Annotated in this window: 18 protein-coding genes and 1 pseudogene; 15 read left to right on the forward strand and 4 right to left on the reverse strand. The window is 40.2% G+C overall.

What is annotated here, in order from left to right; translation table 11 throughout:
• Positions 1–201: 201 nt before the first annotated feature.
• Entirely contained in the window at positions 202–912 is a 711-nt protein-coding gene (gene deoD / locus QM419_RS01580) for a purine-nucleoside phosphorylase (protein WP_414277665.1), read from the forward strand.
• Positions 913–927: 15 nt separating this feature from the next.
• Here deoD and QM419_RS01585 read toward each other — a convergent pair whose 3' ends face one another.
• The 3 genes from QM419_RS01585 to coaA form a co-directional block, all read right to left on the reverse strand.
• A complete protein-coding gene (locus QM419_RS01585) occupies positions 928–1446 on the reverse strand; it encodes a DNA topology modulation protein (RefSeq protein WP_414277666.1) in 519 nt (172 codons plus the stop codon).
• 65 nt (positions 1447–1511) lie between these two features.
• On the reverse strand, positions 1512–1760 hold the full coding sequence (gene rpsT / locus QM419_RS01590) for a 30S ribosomal protein S20 (protein ID WP_029689886.1): 249 nt from the start codon (positions 1758–1760) through the stop codon (positions 1512–1514).
• Positions 1761–1812: 52 nt separating this feature from the next.
• Positions 1813–2733, reverse strand: coding sequence for a type I pantothenate kinase (coaA, locus tag QM419_RS01595; protein ID WP_414277667.1), 921 nt, complete (start codon positions 2731–2733; stop codon positions 1813–1815).
• A gap of 123 nt (positions 2734–2856) precedes the next feature.
• Here coaA and QM419_RS01600 point away from each other — a divergent pair, with 123 nt between their 5' ends.
• The 9 genes from QM419_RS01600 (at position 2857) to QM419_RS01640 (ending at position 11001) form a co-directional block, all read left to right on the forward strand.
• Complete coding sequence (locus tag QM419_RS01600; RefSeq protein WP_414277668.1) at positions 2857–3135, forward strand: 1,4-dihydroxy-2-naphthoate prenyltransferase; 279 nt, start codon at positions 2857–2859, stop codon at positions 3133–3135.
• 107 nt (positions 3136–3242) lie between these two features.
• The gene (locus QM419_RS01605) at positions 3243–3833 is read left to right on the forward strand and encodes a class I SAM-dependent methyltransferase (protein ID WP_414277669.1); all 591 of its coding nucleotides are present in this window, start codon (positions 3243–3245) and stop codon (positions 3831–3833) included.
• On the forward strand, positions 3830–5113 hold the full coding sequence (locus QM419_RS01610; protein WP_414277670.1) for a pyrimidine-nucleoside phosphorylase: 1284 nt from the start codon (positions 3830–3832) through the stop codon (positions 5111–5113). The genes QM419_RS01605 and QM419_RS01610 overlap by 4 nt, the downstream gene beginning before the upstream one ends.
• 17 nt (positions 5114–5130) lie before the next feature.
• Positions 5131–5793 (forward strand): deoxyribose-phosphate aldolase, encoded by a 663-nt coding sequence (gene deoC, locus QM419_RS01615; RefSeq protein ID WP_414277671.1) that lies wholly within the window; start codon positions 5131–5133, stop codon positions 5791–5793.
• Complete coding sequence (locus QM419_RS01620) at positions 5780–6169, forward strand: cytidine deaminase (protein ID WP_414277672.1); 390 nt, start codon at positions 5780–5782, stop codon at positions 6167–6169. The genes deoC and QM419_RS01620 overlap by 14 nt, the downstream gene beginning before the upstream one ends.
• Positions 6170–6259: 90 nt before the next feature.
• Entirely contained in the window at positions 6260–7315 is a 1056-nt protein-coding gene (locus tag QM419_RS01625) for a BMP family lipoprotein (protein WP_414277673.1), read from the forward strand.
• Between the two features lie 140 nt (positions 7316–7455).
• Positions 7456–8991 carry an ABC transporter ATP-binding protein gene (locus QM419_RS01630; RefSeq protein ID WP_414277674.1) on the forward strand — a complete coding sequence of 512 codons (1536 nt, stop codon included), beginning with the start codon at positions 7456–7458 and terminating at the stop codon, positions 8989–8991.
• Positions 8984–10042 (forward strand): ABC transporter permease, encoded by a 1059-nt coding sequence (locus QM419_RS01635; RefSeq protein ID WP_414277675.1) that lies wholly within the window; start codon positions 8984–8986, stop codon positions 10040–10042. The genes QM419_RS01630 and QM419_RS01635 overlap by 8 nt, the downstream gene beginning before the upstream one ends.
• A gap of 2 nt (positions 10043–10044) precedes the next feature.
• Entirely contained in the window at positions 10045–11001 is a 957-nt protein-coding gene (locus QM419_RS01640; RefSeq protein ID WP_414277676.1) for an ABC transporter permease, read from the forward strand.
• Between the two features lie 29 nt (positions 11002–11030).
• Here the strand turns inward: QM419_RS01640 and plsY are convergent, their stop codons facing one another.
• Entirely contained in the window at positions 11031–11672 is a 642-nt protein-coding gene (plsY, locus tag QM419_RS01645) for a glycerol-3-phosphate 1-O-acyltransferase PlsY (protein ID WP_195183303.1), read from the reverse strand.
• 216 nt (positions 11673–11888) lie between these two features.
• Between plsY and QM419_RS01650 the strand changes: the two genes are divergently transcribed.
• The 5 genes and pseudogenes from QM419_RS01650 to QM419_RS01670 all read left to right on the forward strand — a co-directional run.
• A complete protein-coding gene (locus tag QM419_RS01650; RefSeq protein ID WP_195183304.1) occupies positions 11889–12530 on the forward strand; it encodes an amino acid ABC transporter permease in 642 nt (213 codons plus the stop codon).
• 10 nt (positions 12531–12540) lie between these two features.
• A complete protein-coding gene (locus tag QM419_RS01655; RefSeq protein WP_049549627.1) occupies positions 12541–13170 on the forward strand; it encodes an amino acid ABC transporter ATP-binding protein in 630 nt (209 codons plus the stop codon).
• A gap of 9 nt (positions 13171–13179) precedes the next feature.
• Entirely contained in the window at positions 13180–14022 is an 843-nt protein-coding gene (locus tag QM419_RS01660; protein ID WP_414277677.1) for an amino acid ABC transporter substrate-binding protein, read from the forward strand.
• Positions 14023–14149: 127 nt separating this feature from the next.
• Positions 14150–16093 (forward strand): DNA topoisomerase IV subunit B, encoded by a 1944-nt coding sequence (parE, locus tag QM419_RS01665; protein ID WP_254724071.1) that lies wholly within the window; start codon positions 14150–14152, stop codon positions 16091–16093.
• Between the two features lie 282 nt (positions 16094–16375).
• Positions 16376–16474 (forward strand): annotated as a pseudogene (locus QM419_RS01670) (YkvA family protein); the annotation flags it as partial.
• Positions 16475–16502: the final 28 nt, after the last annotated feature.

Consider the following 16502-nt stretch of genomic DNA (forward strand, 5'->3'; position numbering starts at 1 on the left):
AACTCCTGTTTTCCCTTCGCTTTTTGACGGGTTTGGTATCTTTCCACGTATCACTTTTAGAATAAAGAAAGGTAGAGCATGTGTTCAGATTTGAACACGAGCGGAAAGCTCAGAAAATAGATAATCTGATTGAGAAATCAGGATTTCTCGTCAGATTCCTAATTTTCAGTCGCTTTCTGGTCGCTCTTTGTATCATAAACTATGTCTATCCATATTGCTGCTAAGCAAGGTGAAATTGCTGATAAAATTCTTCTTCCTGGGGATCCTCTTCGTGCGAAATTTATCGCTGAGAATTTCCTTGAAGATGCTGTTTGCTTTAACGAAGTCCGTAACATGTTTGGTTACACTGGAACTTACAAGGACCATCGTGTATCTGTCATGGGAACAGGGATGGGAATGCCATCAATCTCCATCTATGCGCGTGAGTTAATTGTTGACTACGGTGTGAAGAAATTGATCCGTGTGGGAACGGCTGGATCTTTGAATGAGGATGTTCACGTCCGTGAATTGGTCTTGGCACAGGCTGCTGCTACTAACTCAAACATCATCCGCAACGACTGGCCTCAATACGATTTCCCACAAATTGCAAGTTTTGACTTGCTAGATAAGGCTTACCATATTGCTAAAGACCTTGGCATGACTACACATGTCGGCAATGTCTTGTCATCAGATGTTTTCTACTCAAACTACTTTGAAAAGAACATCGAGCTTGGTAAATGGGGAGTCAAGGCTGTGGAAATGGAAGCAGCAGCTCTTTACTATTTGGCAGCTCAACACCATGTTGATGCTCTTGCCATTATGACCATCTCGGATAGTTTGGTCAATCCAGATGAGGATACAACAGCTGAAGAACGCCAAAATACCTTCACTGATATGATGAAGGTTGGTCTAGAGACTTTAATTGCAGAATAAGAAAAAAAGGTTTCCTTAACAGGAAACCTCTTTTTTATGAAGAAAGGCATCTAGTTCTTTTTGATTAGTGATTATGGTTACCTTGTCGGCATAGTCTGAACAGATTTTTTGATAATGTTCTTTGTGAGAAGAAGTACGTCCATCCCAGAGAATCCAACGAATAAATTCCCAATTAAATTGTTCTTGACACCCATCCGCCATACTTTCTCTAACTTTTCCTCTGTATTGTAGATAGCGTTTTAAGGCTCTTGCTAAACAATTCCAAGCTGAGAAGTTTAGAAAGATAATTTGGTCAGCTTGCTCCATCCTTTCCTCATAGCAACACCAGCTATAGTTGCCGTCAATAACCCAATCTTCATGTTCAGTAAGGAAAGTCGCCATCTCCTTTAACATCCAATCGCGATCGCTATCTTGCCAACCAGGCTGAAATTGCAATCGGTCTATATGGAGCTTTGGAATTGAGTAGTAGCTGGAAAGCTTCTCTGCCAGAGTAGATTTACCTGATCCTGAATATCCTATAATAGCAATTTTCATGATAACCTCCAGAAAAATGTGCACAAAAAAAGCTCCGAAGAGCTCATTTTGTATGCGGTTCTTGATTAACCAAGTTTAGCTGCAAGACGTGCTTTATCACGGTTAGCTTTATTCTTGTGGATCAAACCTTTAGTTTCTGCTTTATCGATGGCTGAGCTAGCAGCACGGTAAAGTTCTTCAGATGGGTTTGCTTCAAAAGCTTTGATAGCAGTACGCATAGCTGATTTTTGAGCTGAGTTCTTTTCGTTTTGTTTAACGTTCAATTCAGCGCGTTTGATAGCTGATTTAATGTTTGCCAATGTTCTTACCTCCATATTTACTAACTATACCATTATATCTGAAAACTATTATTTTGACAAGGGGAAATCACTTTTTTAAATAAATTTCATCAATTTCATGATTTTTAGATTTATGAAGAATGACTTCAGCCCGATTTCTAGTCGGTTCAATATAGTTTTGTAGATTGGTTAAATTAATACTAGTCCAAACCTGATGAGCAAAATCTTTGACTTCACTGATTGGTTGTTGGGTGAAGCGATAGTAATAGTTGCTTGGATCATCTTGTGCAAAACTGAGGAGTTTTAAGAAACGGTCCAAATACCAACTCTCGATATCCTCAACTGCAGCATCTACGTAGATTGAAAAATCAAAGAAGTCTGTAATATAAAGACGGCTGTTATGAGGGGTTTGAAAGACGTTGATACCCTCTACGATGACAAAATCCGCCGCTTGAACTCTTTGTGTTTTATCAGGTACGATATCATAGATTTCGTGAGAATAAACAGGAATGTCAACATCTTGCCCGTTTTTAAGTTGGTCAAGAAAATTAAGTAGAGCTTCCATATCATAACTCTCAGGGAAACCTTTTCTATTTAGAATGTTGCGCTCGTTTAAGATGCTATTAGGATAGAGAAAACCATCAGTCGTAACTAATTCAACACTTGCTTCTGGAAAAATACGAGAAAGCAGAATTTGTAAGAGTCGACTAGTAGTTGACTTTCCGACTGCTACACTACCTGAAATCCCGATAATAAAAGGCTGATTTTTACTCTCTCTTTGGAGAAAAATTCCTTTTGAAAAGGCTAGATCTTCCTTGGAACGTTTGTAGATTTGAATAAGGTGAGCCAGCGGTAGATAAATATCTGTTACATCTTGGAGACTGATCTGGTCATTGAAACTCTTAATAGAATCTAATTCCTCCTCGGTTAAAGGAGGTGTTGTCTTACGATGTAATGATTGCCAAGTTCCTCGGCTGATTTTTTCATAATGTAAAAATTCTTTGGTCATAAAATTTCCTCGTTTGATATCTCAGTATACCATAATTTACAGAGAAAGACATCTGAATCATTTGAGAAAAAGCGCTTTCTTTGTTAAAATATAAGTAGTATAGCAATCAAAAGAGGTGATGTTATGAGACTAGTAGTGAGTGATAGATTTATAAAACTGACTAGCTTACTGGTTGTGATTCTGTGGTTATCTCCGACTTTGATTGAGTTTACTGTGAGTTTAGGAAGTCAAACCTATAGTTGGTCTGCTTTTGTCTTGTTATTCTTGCTACCAATTATTGGTTTTATTTACTTGATTCTCGCCATTTTAACAAGAAAATGGTGGCTTTTCTTGTTTGGTCTAGCCTGTATTTTTTCCTTTGCTATCACTATGGCATTGGGTTCTTACTTGCTTGGCCCCTAAGGGATTAGGTAACTTATACTATTTTTTAACAAATCGATGTCAAAGAAAAGCCTTTGTTGTCATGTAGACGATTTACAATTAACTTATTTATGTGGTAAAATGAAACTATGAGTAAAATGTATTATGCAGAAAATCCAGATGCGGCCCATGATGTTCATGAACTAAGAGTGGAACTACTTGGAGAAAAGATGACTTTTTTGACGGATGCAGGTGTCTTTAGCAAAAAAATGATTGATTTTGGAAGTCAGTTATTGCTAAGATGTCTCGATGTTGAAAAAGGTGAAAAAATTCTGGATGTTGGTTGTGGCTATGGTCCTATTGGCTTGTCTTTAGTCAAGGCATATGGTGTACAAGCGACTATGGTGGATATCAATAATCGTGCCCTAGACTTAGCCCAGCAAAATGCAGTGAAAAACAAAGTTCAAGCGACTATCTTCCAGTCCAATATTTATGAGCAGGTAGAAGGGCAATTTGACCATGTCATTTCGAATCCGCCTATTCGTGCAGGTAAGCAGGTCGTTCATGAAATCATCGAGAAAAGTATTGATTATCTTGTTGATGGCGGAGATTTGACCATTGTTATTCAAAAAAAACAAGGAGCTCCAAGTGCCAAAAACAAGATGGAAGAAGTCTTTGGTAATTGTGAGGTCGTGAAGAAAGACAAGGGATATTATATCCTTAGAAGTGTGAAAGAATGAGAGCAGTAGATCTAATCCAGAAAAAAAGAGACGGCCAAGAACTCAGCTCTAGTGAAATCCAATGGCTGATTGAAGGATATGTTGCAGGAACAGTTCCTGACTACCAGATGTCTGCCTTTGCTATGGCTGTTTATTTTAAAGGCATGACCACTAGAGAGATTTCCGATTTGACTATGAACATGGTCAAGACAGGTCAGGAGTTTGATTTGTCTGCTATAAATGGTGTGAAGGTTGATAAACACTCTACGGGTGGTGTTGGTGACAAGGTAACTTTAATCCTAGCACCCTTGGTAGCTAGTTTTGATGTTCCAGTTGCTAAGATGAGTGGTAGAGGTCTGGGGCACACCGGAGGTACTATCGATAAATTAGAATCTATCAAAGGTTTTCAAGTCGAACGCGGTCAAGAAGACTTTATCAAACAGGTTCAGGATATCGGGGTTTCAGTTATTGGTCAATCTGACCAACTAGTCAAAGCGGATAAGTTACTCTATGCACTGCGAGATGTGACTGCGACAGTTGATACGATTCCCTTGATTGCTAGTTCTGTCATGAGTAAAAAGATTGCAGCTGGAGCGGATGCTATTTTGCTGGATGTTACTGTCGGTGAAGGTGCATTTATGAAGACAGTCGACGAGGCGCGTGAGTTGGCTCAAACCATGGTGAATCTCGGGAAAGCTGTTGGTCGTAAGACAGTAGCAGTCATTACGGATATGAGTCAACCTTTGGGACGTGCCATTGGGAACCGCTTGGAAATTATAGAAGCACTAGAAATTCTTCAAGATAAAGGACGCGAGGATATCAGCCACTTTATCTGTGAGTTAGCCCAGGTTATGCTATCTTTGGCAAATGTTGAAAAAACAGTCGAGGAAGTAAGGCAACATCTTGAAAATGGTCAGGCACTTAAGAAGTTTGAAGAGATGGTCCTCGCTCAAGGTGGAGATTTAGAAGATCTCTATCGTCCGGTAAAAGTTGACCATATAGTAAATATTCCTGCTCAGGAAGATGGTGTCATTGAGGCGCTGCCAGCCATGGAGTTTGGTCTTTTCGCCATGAGATTAGGTGCTGGTCGTGCAGTTAAAACAGACGCTCTTGACTATGAGACAGGGATCGTTTTTGAGAAGAAAGTTGGAGAATCAGTCAAAAAAGGTGAAATTGTTGCAAAAGTATATGCAAATGGCAAAATTTCTCCGGAACTAGTTACAGATTTCCAAAAATATGTTAAAATTAAAATAAGTGATGAAGCGATAAAAACGCGTGAAATCATTGAAATTATCTCCTGATTTAAGGAAAATCCGAAATGAAATTAAATAAATACATTGATCATACACTTTTGAAGCAAGATGCGACCGAGCAACAAATCGATCGTTTGCTATCTGAAGCAAGAGAGTACGATTTTGCCAGTGTTTGTGTGAATCCATGCTGGGTTTCTCATGCAAAAGCTGGTCTAGAAAATACTGATGTCAAGGTTTGTACAGTTGTAGGTTTTCCTCTTGGTGCTACAACTTCAGCTGTTAAAGCTTACGAAACCAAAGAAGCCATCCAAAATGGTGCTGACGAAATTGATATGGTTATCAATGTTGGCGCACTCAAATCAGGAAATGCTGCATTAGTTGATTCAGATATTCGTGCTGTTGTTGAAGCAAGCGGAGACAAACTTGTTAAGGTTATTATTGAAGCTTGTTTGTTAACGGATGAAGAAAAAGTTCTGGCTTGCCAACTTGCTCAAAAAGCTGGTGCAGACTTTGTTAAGACTTCTACAGGCTTCTCAACAGGTGGAGCGACTTTGCCAGATGTTCAGTTAATGCGTCAGACAGTTGGACCTGATATGGGTGTTAAGGCTGCTGGTGGAGCTCGTTCTTATGCAGATGCAGTTGCCTTTGTTGAAGCGGGGGCTACACGTATCGGGACATCTTCTGGTGTAGCAATCTTAAAAGGAGAGTTAGCTGATGGCGACTACTGAGATGATTGACTTAGCGATTGAGACTAGTAAAAATGCCTATGTACCCTATTCACACTTTCCAATTGGTGCCGTATTGGTAGCCAAGGACGGAAGTATCTATACAGGGGTTAACATTGAAAACGCTAGCTACCCCTTGACCAACTGTGGCGAAAGAACTGCAATCTTTAAGGCGGTTTCTGAAGGACAACGAGACTTTTCAGAATTGATTGTCTATGGTCAAACTGAAAAACCAATTTCGCCTTGCGGTGCTTGTCGCCAAGTCATGGTCGAATTTTTTAAACCAGATCTAAAGGTGACTCTAGTCGCCAAAGATAAAACGACGGTCGAGATGACGGTCGGGGAATTACTTCCATATTCTTTTACAGACTTGCAATAGTCTGTGTCACTCTCTGAGTGGCAAGGGTCCTAGTGACCTATTTATCTATACTTGCAACTTAGTTGCGCATCTTATTTAGGAGGTTCAGTAATGAACAAGAAACAATGGCTAGGCCTTGGTCTAGTTGCAGTAGCAGCATTTGGACTTGCTGCATGTGGTAATCGCTCTTCTCGTAACGCGGCTTCATCTTCTTCTGATGTGAAGACTAAAGCAGCTATCGTTACAGATACTGGTGGTGTTGATGATAAATCATTTAACCAATCAGCTTGGGAAGGTCTTCAAGCTTGGGGTAAAGAACACAACCTTTCAAAAGACAATGGTTACACTTACTTCCAATCAACAAGTGAAGCTGACTACGCAAACAACTTGCAACAAGCAGCTGGAAACTACAACTTAATTTATGGTATTGGTTTTGCGCTTAAAAATGCAGTTGCTGATGCTGCTAAAGAACATACAGACTTAAACTATGTTCTGATTGATGATGTCATTAAAGATCAAAAAAATGTTGTAAGTGCTACTTTTGCTGACAATGAAGCAGCTTACCTTGCAGGTGTTGCCGCAGCTAAAACTACTAAGACAAAACAAGTTGGTTTTGTAGGTGGTATGGAATCTGAAGTTATTTCTCGTTTCGCAGCTGGTTTCAAAGCTGGTGTTGAGTCAGTTGACCCATCTATCAAAGTTCAAGTAGACTACGCTGGTTCATTTGGTGATGCTGCTAAAGGTAAAACAATCGCTGCAGCTCAATACGCTGCAGGTGCAGACGTTATCTACCAAGCAGCTGGTGGTACTGGTGCAGGTGTTTTCTCAGAAGCTAAATCTTTGAATGAAAGCAAAAATGAAGACGAAAAAGTTTGGGTTATCGGTGTAGACCGTGACCAAGTAGATGAAGGTAAATATACTTCTAAAGATGGTAAAGAAGCTAACTTTGTACTTGCTTCTACTTTGAAACAAGTTGGTACAGCTGTAAAAGACCTTGCCAACAAAGCTGAAAAAGGGGAATTCCCTGGTGGTCAAGTTATCGTTTACTCATTGAAGGATAAAGGTGTTGACTTGGCAGTGACAAACCTTTCTGAAGAAGGTAAAAAAGCTGTTGAAGATGCAAAAGCTAAAATCCTTGATGGTAGCGTAAAAGTTCCTGAAAAATAATTGAAGGAAGTCATTTCTTGGGAAGCGACCTAGGGTCGCTTCTTTAAGAATTGAGACAGATTATTTTGTCTCAATAGAGCTTGCTAAGTTTCTTTAGTAGGTTTTATTGAAACAAAATAAAATTCTGAAAGGAAGAGCACATGGCACACGAAAATGTCATTGAGATGCGTGAAATTACCAAGGTTTTTGGCGAATTTGTCGCTAACGACAAGATTAACCTCGAACTGCGCAAAGGTGAAATTCATGCACTTTTAGGAGAAAATGGAGCTGGGAAGTCCACTCTTATGAATATGCTGGCAGGGCTTCTAGAACCAACTAGTGGTGAAATTGTGGTCAACGGTCAAGCTGTGAAACTAGACTCGCCATCAAAAGCCGCTAGCCTAGGAATTGGAATGGTTCACCAGCACTTTATGTTGGTAGAGGCATTTACAGTCGCTGAAAATATCATTTTAGGAAGCGAATTAACCAAAAATGGTGTCCTAGATATTGCTCGGGCAACCCGAGAAATTAATGAATTATCTGAACGCTATGGATTAGCGGTAGATCCGTCTGCCAAAGTAGCAGATATCTCTGTCGGTGCTCAACAACGTGTTGAAATCCTGAAGACACTTTATCGTGGTGCTGATATTCTCATCTTTGACGAACCTACTGCCGTATTAACGCCGTCAGAAATTGATGAATTGATGGCTATCATGAAGAACTTGGTCAAAGAAGGCAAATCCATTATCTTGATTACCCATAAGTTGGATGAGATTCGTGCTGTATCTGACCGTGTTACAGTTATCCGTCGTGGTAAATCTATCGAAACAGTCGAGATTGCTGGTGCGACTAACGCTGACTTAGCTGAGATGATGGTAGGACGTTCTGTTTCCTTTAAAACTGAGAAACAGGAAGCTCAACCAAAAGAAGTTGTTCTGTCTATTAAAGACCTAGTAGTAAACGAAAACCGTGGTGTCCCTGCTGTTAAAAATCTCTCACTCGATGTTCGAGCTGGTGAGATTGTCGGGATTGCTGGGATTGATGGTAATGGTCAGTCAGAATTAATTCAAGCAATCACAGGTCTTCGTAAAATTGAGTCTGGTAGTGTGGAATTGAAAGGTCAATCCATTGTAGGTTTACACCCTCGCCAAATCACAGAAATGAGTGTTGGTCACGTTCCTGAAGATCGCCACCGTGATGGTTTGGTTTTGGAAATGATGATTTCTGAAAACATTGCCCTTCAAACTTACTACAAAGAACCGCTTAGTAAGAAGGGAATTTTAAATTATTCCAACATCATTAACTATGCGAAAAAATTAATGCAGGAGTTCGATGTTCGTGCCGCTAGCGAGATTGTACCAGCTTCAGCTCTTTCAGGGGGGAACCAACAAAAAGCTATCATTGCTCGGGAAGTTGATCGAAATCCTGATCTCCTCATCGTCAGCCAACCAACTCGTGGTTTGGACGTCGGTGCCATTGAGTACATTCACAAACGCTTGATTCAAGAACGTGATAATGGGAAAGCTGTCCTTGTTGTCAGCTTTGAACTAGATGAGATTCTAAATGTCTCTGATAGAATTGCTGTTATCCATGATGGTAAGATTCAAGGAATTGTTACACCAGAAACAACCAACAAGCAAGAGCTTGGTGTCTTGATGGCTGGTGGTGAATTGGAAAAGGAGAAGAGTGATGTCTAAAAAATTACAACAAATTTCTGTTCCCTTGATTTCTGTTATTTTAGGGATTTTACTCGGAGCCATCGTCATGTGGATTTTTGGCTACGATGCTATTTGGGGATATGAGGAGTTGTTCTACACAGCATTTGGTAGTGTTCGTGGGATTGGTGAGATCTTCCGTGCTATGGGGCCATTAGTTTTGATTGCTCTAGGATTTGCAGTTGCAAGTCGTGCTGGCTTCTTTAACGTTGGTCTTCCAGGACAAGCGCTCGCTGGTTGGGTTATGAGTGGTTGGTTCGCTCTTTCTTATCCAGATTTGCCACGTCCCTTGTTGATTTTTGCAACGATTGTCATTGCCTTAGTTGCTGGAGGAATCGTTGGTGCTATTCCTGGTATCTTAAGAGCCTACCTTGGGACATCTGAGGTTATCGTAACAATTATGATGAACTACATAGTTCTTTATGTGGGAAATGCCTTTATCCACCACTTCCCTAAAGAAATCATGCAAAGTACTGACTCATCCATTCGTGTTAGTGCAAATGCAACATATCAAACACCATGGCTTGCTGAGTTAACAGGAAACTCTCGTATGAATATTGGGATTTTCTTTGCTATCATAGCAGTTGCAGTTATCTGGTTCATGCTTAAGAAAACAACTCTTGGTTTTGAAATCCGTGCAGTTGGTCTCAATCCAAATGCTTCTGAATACGCAGGTATTTCAGCCAAACGCACCATTATTCTATCAATGATTATTTCTGGTGCCCTTGCAGGACTTGGTGGAGCAGTAGAAGGACTTGGTACCTTCCAAAACGTCTACGTTCAAGGTTCATCATTGGCAGTTGGATTTAATGGTATGGCGGTGAGTCTACTTGCTTCAAACTCACCAGTTGGAATTCTATTTGCAGCCTTCCTTTTCAGTGTTCTTCAAGTTGGAGCCCCTGGTATGAATGCTGCACAAGTACCATCTGAGCTTGTAAGTATCGTTACAGCCTCAATTATCTTCTTTGTCAGCGTTCACTACATCATCGAACGCTTTGTCAAACCAAGAAAACAACTTAAAGGAGGTAAATAAGGATGTCGATTACAACAATGTTAACCCTTATGGTTTCTTCAATGTTGATATACTCAGCACCACTTATTTTCACAAGTATCGGAGGAGTTTTCTCCGAACGTGGTGGGGTTGTTAACGTTGGTCTTGAAGGAATCATGGTCATGGGTGCCTTTTCTGGAGTTGTTTTTAACCTTGAATTTGCACAAGATTTAGGAGCAGCGACTCCTTGGTTTGCTCTTCTAGTTGGTGGATTGGTCGGAGCTATTTTCTCGCTCATTCACGCGGTGGCTACAGTTCATTTCCGTGCTGACCATGTTGTCAGTGGTACCGTACTTAACTTGATGGCGCCAGCCTTGGCAGTCTTCTTGGTAAAGGTTCTTTATAACAAGGGCCAAACGGACAACTTAACGCAAACTTTTGGGCGTTTTGATTTCCCTCTTTTGGCTAATATCCCTGTTATCGGAGATATCTTCTTCAAGTCAACAAGTTTACTTGGTTATATTGCAATTGCTTTCTCATTCCTAGCTTGGTTTATCCTCTTTAAGACTCGCTTTGGACTGCGCCTTCGTTCAGTTGGTGAACACCCACAAGCAGCAGATACTTTGGGTATCAATGTTTACAAGATGAGATATCTTGGAGTTGTGATTTCAGGCTTCCTTGGAGGAATCGGTGGAGCTATTTACGCTCAGTCAATCTCCGTCAACTTCTCAGTTACAACTATCGTAGGACCTGGATTTATCGCTCTTGCAGCCATGATCTTTGGTAAATGGAATCCTGTTGGTGCTATGCTTTCAAGTCTTTTCTTTGGGCTATCACAAAGTTTGGCAGTTATCGGTTCTCAGCTTCCTTTCTTGCAAGGAGTACCAGCCGTTTACTTGCAAATCGCACCATATCTCTTGACCATTGTCGTCCTAGCAGCCTTCTTTGGTAAAGCTGTTGCGCCGAAGGCAGATGGTATCAACTATATCAAGTCTAAATAACATAAAAAACGTCAGTTTCAACTGACGTTTTATTTTTTTGGTTCTTGGTGCGTTAGGTTAAGTCCCCAAGGAATGAGATTTTCTGTTTTATTTTGTATACGTTTGATATTGTCCTTGTGGCGTACAATTACTAGACTTGCAAGACCAATAATAATCACAGTAAAAAGTAGGTCATAACTAGTTAAAATAAATCCAAAGAGAGGAAACAGAAGGACTCCAATAATTGCAGCAATAGCAGCTGAAATACTAGAGAGGGAGATCATACTTCCCAGATATAGGATTCCAAAGAAAATGACTGCAAGGTAAAGGCAAAAGAGAGGAGCAAAACCAAAAATAACTCCAGCACTGGTTGCAACAGCCTTACCACCCTTGAATTTTGCAAAGATAGGGAAGGTGTGGCCAATGACTGCTAAAAGCCCAAAGACGATTGGTGAAACTCCCTGCACATGGAAGATTAGTGGAAGTAGAGTGGCCAAAGTACCTTTAAAGAAGTCAATTACAAAGGTTACCATTCCAGCTTTTTTGCCTAAGATTCGGAAGGTATTGGTCGTTCCAGTATTCCCAGATCCATGTTCTCTTAGATTGATGTTAAAGAATATTTGTCCAATCCACAAGCCTGAAGGAATTGAACCCAATAAATAAGCTAAAATTAATAATACTATTGTCATCATGCTCCTATTATACCATGAAATAGGAGAGAAACGAAACTGAATCTGTTTACTAGCTGTGACATCTGATACTTTATTAAAGTTGATAAGTTTATCATGAGTACCATTTTTATTCAAAAATAAAAGCTAAAGTTATAAAAATTCATGAAAATTTCTGAAAAACTTGATTTTGTGTTTATTTATGCTATAATAGGAACAATCATTTTTAGGAGGTGGAATATGTCTTACTTATTTGAGATATTACCTAGTTTATTGAGCGGTGCGACAATGACTTTACAAGTATTTTCACTGGTCTTACTCTTTTCAATTCCTTTAGGTATTTTGGTTGCCTTTTGCTTACAGGTCCATTGGAAACCCCTCCATTACATGATTGATGTTTATATCTGGGTGATGCGTGGGACACCCTTGCTCTTGCAGTTAATCTTTATCTATTATGTTTTGCCAAGTATCGGGGTTCGACTTGATCGGGTACCAGCAGCGATTATTGCCTTTACGCTTAATTATGCAGCCTACTTTGCGGAAATATTCCGTGGAGGGATTGCAACCATTCCTCAAGGACAATATGAAGCAGCTAAGGTTTTGAAATTCAAACCTATCGATACCGTCCGCTATATTATCTTGCCACAAGTAACCAAGATTGTTTTACCAAGTGTATTTAACGAGGTTATGAGTTTGGTTAAAGATACTTCTTTGGTCTATGCACTCGGTATTTCAGATTTAATCCTAGCTAGTCGTACTGCAGCCAATCGTGATGCGAGTTTGATTCCAATGTTTTTAGCAGGAGCTATCTATCTTCTCATGATTGGTATTGTTACGATTATAGCTAAGAAACTTGAGAAAAAGTTTAGCTACTATAGATAGGAGGTTATCCATGTTAGAGTTAAAAAATATCAGCAAAAAATTTGGAAAAAAAGAAATTTTATCCAATTTCAGTTTAACAATTCCTGAAAAGCAGATTTTGGCTATTGTTGGACCTTCTGGTGGTGGGAAGACTACCTTGCTCAGAATGTTGGCTGGACTTGAAACCATTGATTCAGGTGAGATTTTTTATAATGGAGAATCCTTACCTTTGGATGAACTTGAAAAGCGCCACTTGTTAGGTTTTGTGTTTCAAGATTTTCAGCTTTTTCCTCACTTATCCGTTATGGAGAACTTGATTTTGTCACCCATCAAAACTATGGGAATGTCTGAAGCAGATGCCAAGAAGAAGGCGGTCGACTTATTAACTCGTCTAGGACTCGAAGCTCATGCAGATGCCTATCCATACTCATTATCTGGTGGTCAAAAGCAACGGGTTGCCTTAGCACGCGCTATGATGATAGATCCCGAAGTGATTGGGTATGACGAACCAACTTCAGCCCTTGACCCTGAGTTGCGTCTTGAGGTTGAAAAACTGATTCTACAGAATCGAGAATTAGGCATGACTCAGATTGTCGTTACTCACGATCTCCAGTTTGCAGAGAATATTGCTGACCAGATTCTCAAAGTAGAGCCTAAGTAGGAGGTATCTATGAATCGAAAGAAAATCAGCCTTGTTTTGGTATTCTTTCTGGCTTTTTTCCTGGTAGGATGCACACAAAAAGCTAGTGATCCCAAAATCGATAATTGGGACAAATACCAAGAACAGGGTACAATTACCATCGGGTTTGACAATACCTTTGTTCCCATGGGCTTTGAAGAAAAGAATGGCCAATATGTCGGATTTGATATTGACTTAGCACAGGCTGTTTCTGAGAAACTTGGTTTCAAGGTACAGTTTCAACCCATTGATTGGGACATGAAGGAAACCGAACTTCAAAACGGCACCATTGATGCTATCTGGAATGGATATTCAGCGACTGATGAACGCCGTGAGAAGGTTGCTTTTACCATTCCTTACATGGAGAATCAGCAGGTTCTAGTCTCTAAGAAATCTCAGAATATACAATCAGTGTCTGATATGACAGGCAAGGTTTTGGGTGCCCAGGCAGGATCTTCTGGTTATATAGATTTTGAAGCCCAACCAGAACTCTTAAAAAATATCGTAAAAGACCAAAAAGCCAACCAATATCAGAGTTTTAACGAAGCCTTGATTGACTTGCAAAATGATCGGATTGATGCTCTTTTAATTGACCGTGTTTACGCCAATTATTATCTTGAAACTGAAAGAATTTTAGATCAGTATGAGATTTTTCCTGCTGGTTTTGAGAGTGAGTCTTTTGCAGTTGGTGTGAGACCAGCTGATAAGACCTTGTTAGCAAATTTGAATAAAGCTTTTGTGGAACTCTATCAAGAAGGTAAATTCCAAGAAATAAGCAAGAAATGGTTTGGTGAAGATGTGGCTACAAACCAAATTAAAGGAAAAGAAAACTAAGATTTTTATCTTGGTTTCTTTTTTTGAGGAATAAACAATTGAGTGTAGATCTGCTCAATTAGAAAAACTTTGCAAAATCGCTAGAAAACCTGTAAAATAGTAAAGATGAACAAATAGGAGGTTCCTTGTGTCAAAAAAGGAAATCAATATTAACAATTATAATGATGACGCCATTCAGGTGCTAGAAGGGTTGGATGCGGTCCGTAAACGTCCAGGGATGTATATCGGATCGACTGACGGTGCTGGTCTCCACCACCTTGTCTGGGAAATCGTCGATAATGCTGTCGATGAGGCCTTGTCTGGATTTGGTGATCGGATCGATGTGACAATCAATAAAGACGGAAGTTTAACGGTTCAAGACCACGGACGTGGAATGCCGACTGGAATGCACGCTATGGGAATTCCAACGGTTGAGGTTATCTTTACCATCCTTCACGCCGGAGGAAAATTCGGTCAGGGTGGTTATAAGACATCAGGAGGTCTCCACGGGGTTGGATCTTCTGTCGTCAATGCCCTCTCTAGTTGGTTAGAGGTAGAAATTACTCGTGATGGAGCAGTTTATAGACAGCGTTTTGAAAATGGAGGCAAGCCAGTTACAACTCTAGAAAAGGTTGGGACTGCACCTAAGTCTAAGACAGGTACCAAAGTGACCTTCATGCCAGATGCCAGTATCTTTTCTACGACAGACTTTAAGTACAATACTATTTCAGAGCGTCTCAATGAGTCAGCCTTTCTATTGAAGAATGTAACCTTGTCATTAACGGACAAGCGAACAGATGAAGCAATCGAGTTTCATTATGAGAATGGGGTACAGGACTTTGTTTCTTATCTTAACGAAGACAAGGAAACCTTGACGCCAGTTCTATACTTTGAAGGGGAAGACAATGGTTTCCAAGTAGAAGTAGCCCTCCAGTACAATGATGGATTTTCAGATAACATCTTATCCTTTGTCAATAACGTCCGTACCAAAGACGGTGGGACGCATGAGACAGGACTTAAGTCAGCCATTACCAAGGTTATGAATGACTATGCACGTAAGACGGGTCTTCTCAAAGAAAAAGATAAAAATCTTGAAGGTTCAGATTACCGTGAAGGATTGGCGGCCGTTCTTTCTATCTTGGTTCCTGAAGAACATTTGCAATTTGAAGGACAGACTAAGGACAAACTAGGAAGTCCACTAGCTCGTCCAATCGTTGATAGTATTGTTGCTGAAAAACTGACTTTCTTCCTTATGGAAAATGGAGAATTAGCTTCAAATCTGATTCGTAAAGCTATCAAGGCGCGTGATGCCCGTGAAGCGGCTCGTAAGGCGCGTGATGAGAGCCGAAATGGTAAAAAGAATAAAAAAGACAAGGGCTTACTTTCTGGTAAATTAACGCCAGCCCAGTCTAAAAATCCAGCTAAGAATGAACTCTACCTGGTCGAGGGGGACTCTGCCGGTGGATCTGCCAAACAAGGACGTGACCGCAAGTTCCAGGCTATTTTGCCTCTTCGTGGTAAGGTCATCAATACAGCCAAGGCCAAGATGGCAGATATCCTCAAAAACGAAGAGATCAATACCATGATTTATACCATCGGTGCTGGTGTTGGGGCAGATTTCTCCCTTGAAGATGCTAACTATGACAAGATCATTATCATGACTGATGCGGACACCGATGGTGCCCACATTCAAACCCTTCTCTTAACCTTCTTTTATCGCTACATGCGTCCACTAGTCGAGGCAGGACATGTCTATATCGCCCTTCCGCCTCTTTATAAGATGTCCAAAGGTAAAGGAAAGAAAGAAGAAGTGGCTTACGCTTGGACGGATGGTGAACTGGAAGAACTCCGTAAGCAGTTTGGCAAAGGAGCTACTCTCCAACGCTACAAGGGTCTTGGTGAGATGAATGCGGACCAACTCTGGGAGACAACCATGAATCCAGAAACTCGAACTCTCATTCGTGTTACGATTGAAGACTTAGCACGCGCAGAACGTCGTGTCAATGTCTTAATGGGTGATAAGGTCGAACCACGCCGTAAATGGATTGAGGATAATGTTAAGTTTACATTGGAAGAAGCGACTGTGTTTTAAAAACTATAAAATTAATATAGAAAATCTAATGGAGAAATAAAAATGTCTAACAATATTAACGAAGAACAAGTAAAAGAAGCTCTTGAAAGTGGCTATGCGCAATCTGAGGCCTTATTAAACGATAAAGATGAATTAGATGATTTTTTGTACCGTTTGGAGCAAAAAATTAAAGAGATGCCATTGGTTGGTAAGAAATTTACAATGATCCCAGTCATGATTTCTTTAGTGAAAAATTATGTTCAAGGGAAATACACAACGGTTCCTTATGGGACTATTTTAGCTGTTTTAAGCGCACTTATTTATTTCCTTTCCCCAATTGACATTATTCCAGATTTTATTCCGTTAGCAGGCTACTTGGATGATATGGCTGTTCTAGGACTTTGTATGAATATGGTCAGCATTGATATCG

The organism is Streptococcus infantis, from assembly GCF_047464715.1.
Classification (GTDB): Bacteria; Bacillota; Bacilli; order Lactobacillales; family Streptococcaceae; genus Streptococcus; species Streptococcus infantis_S.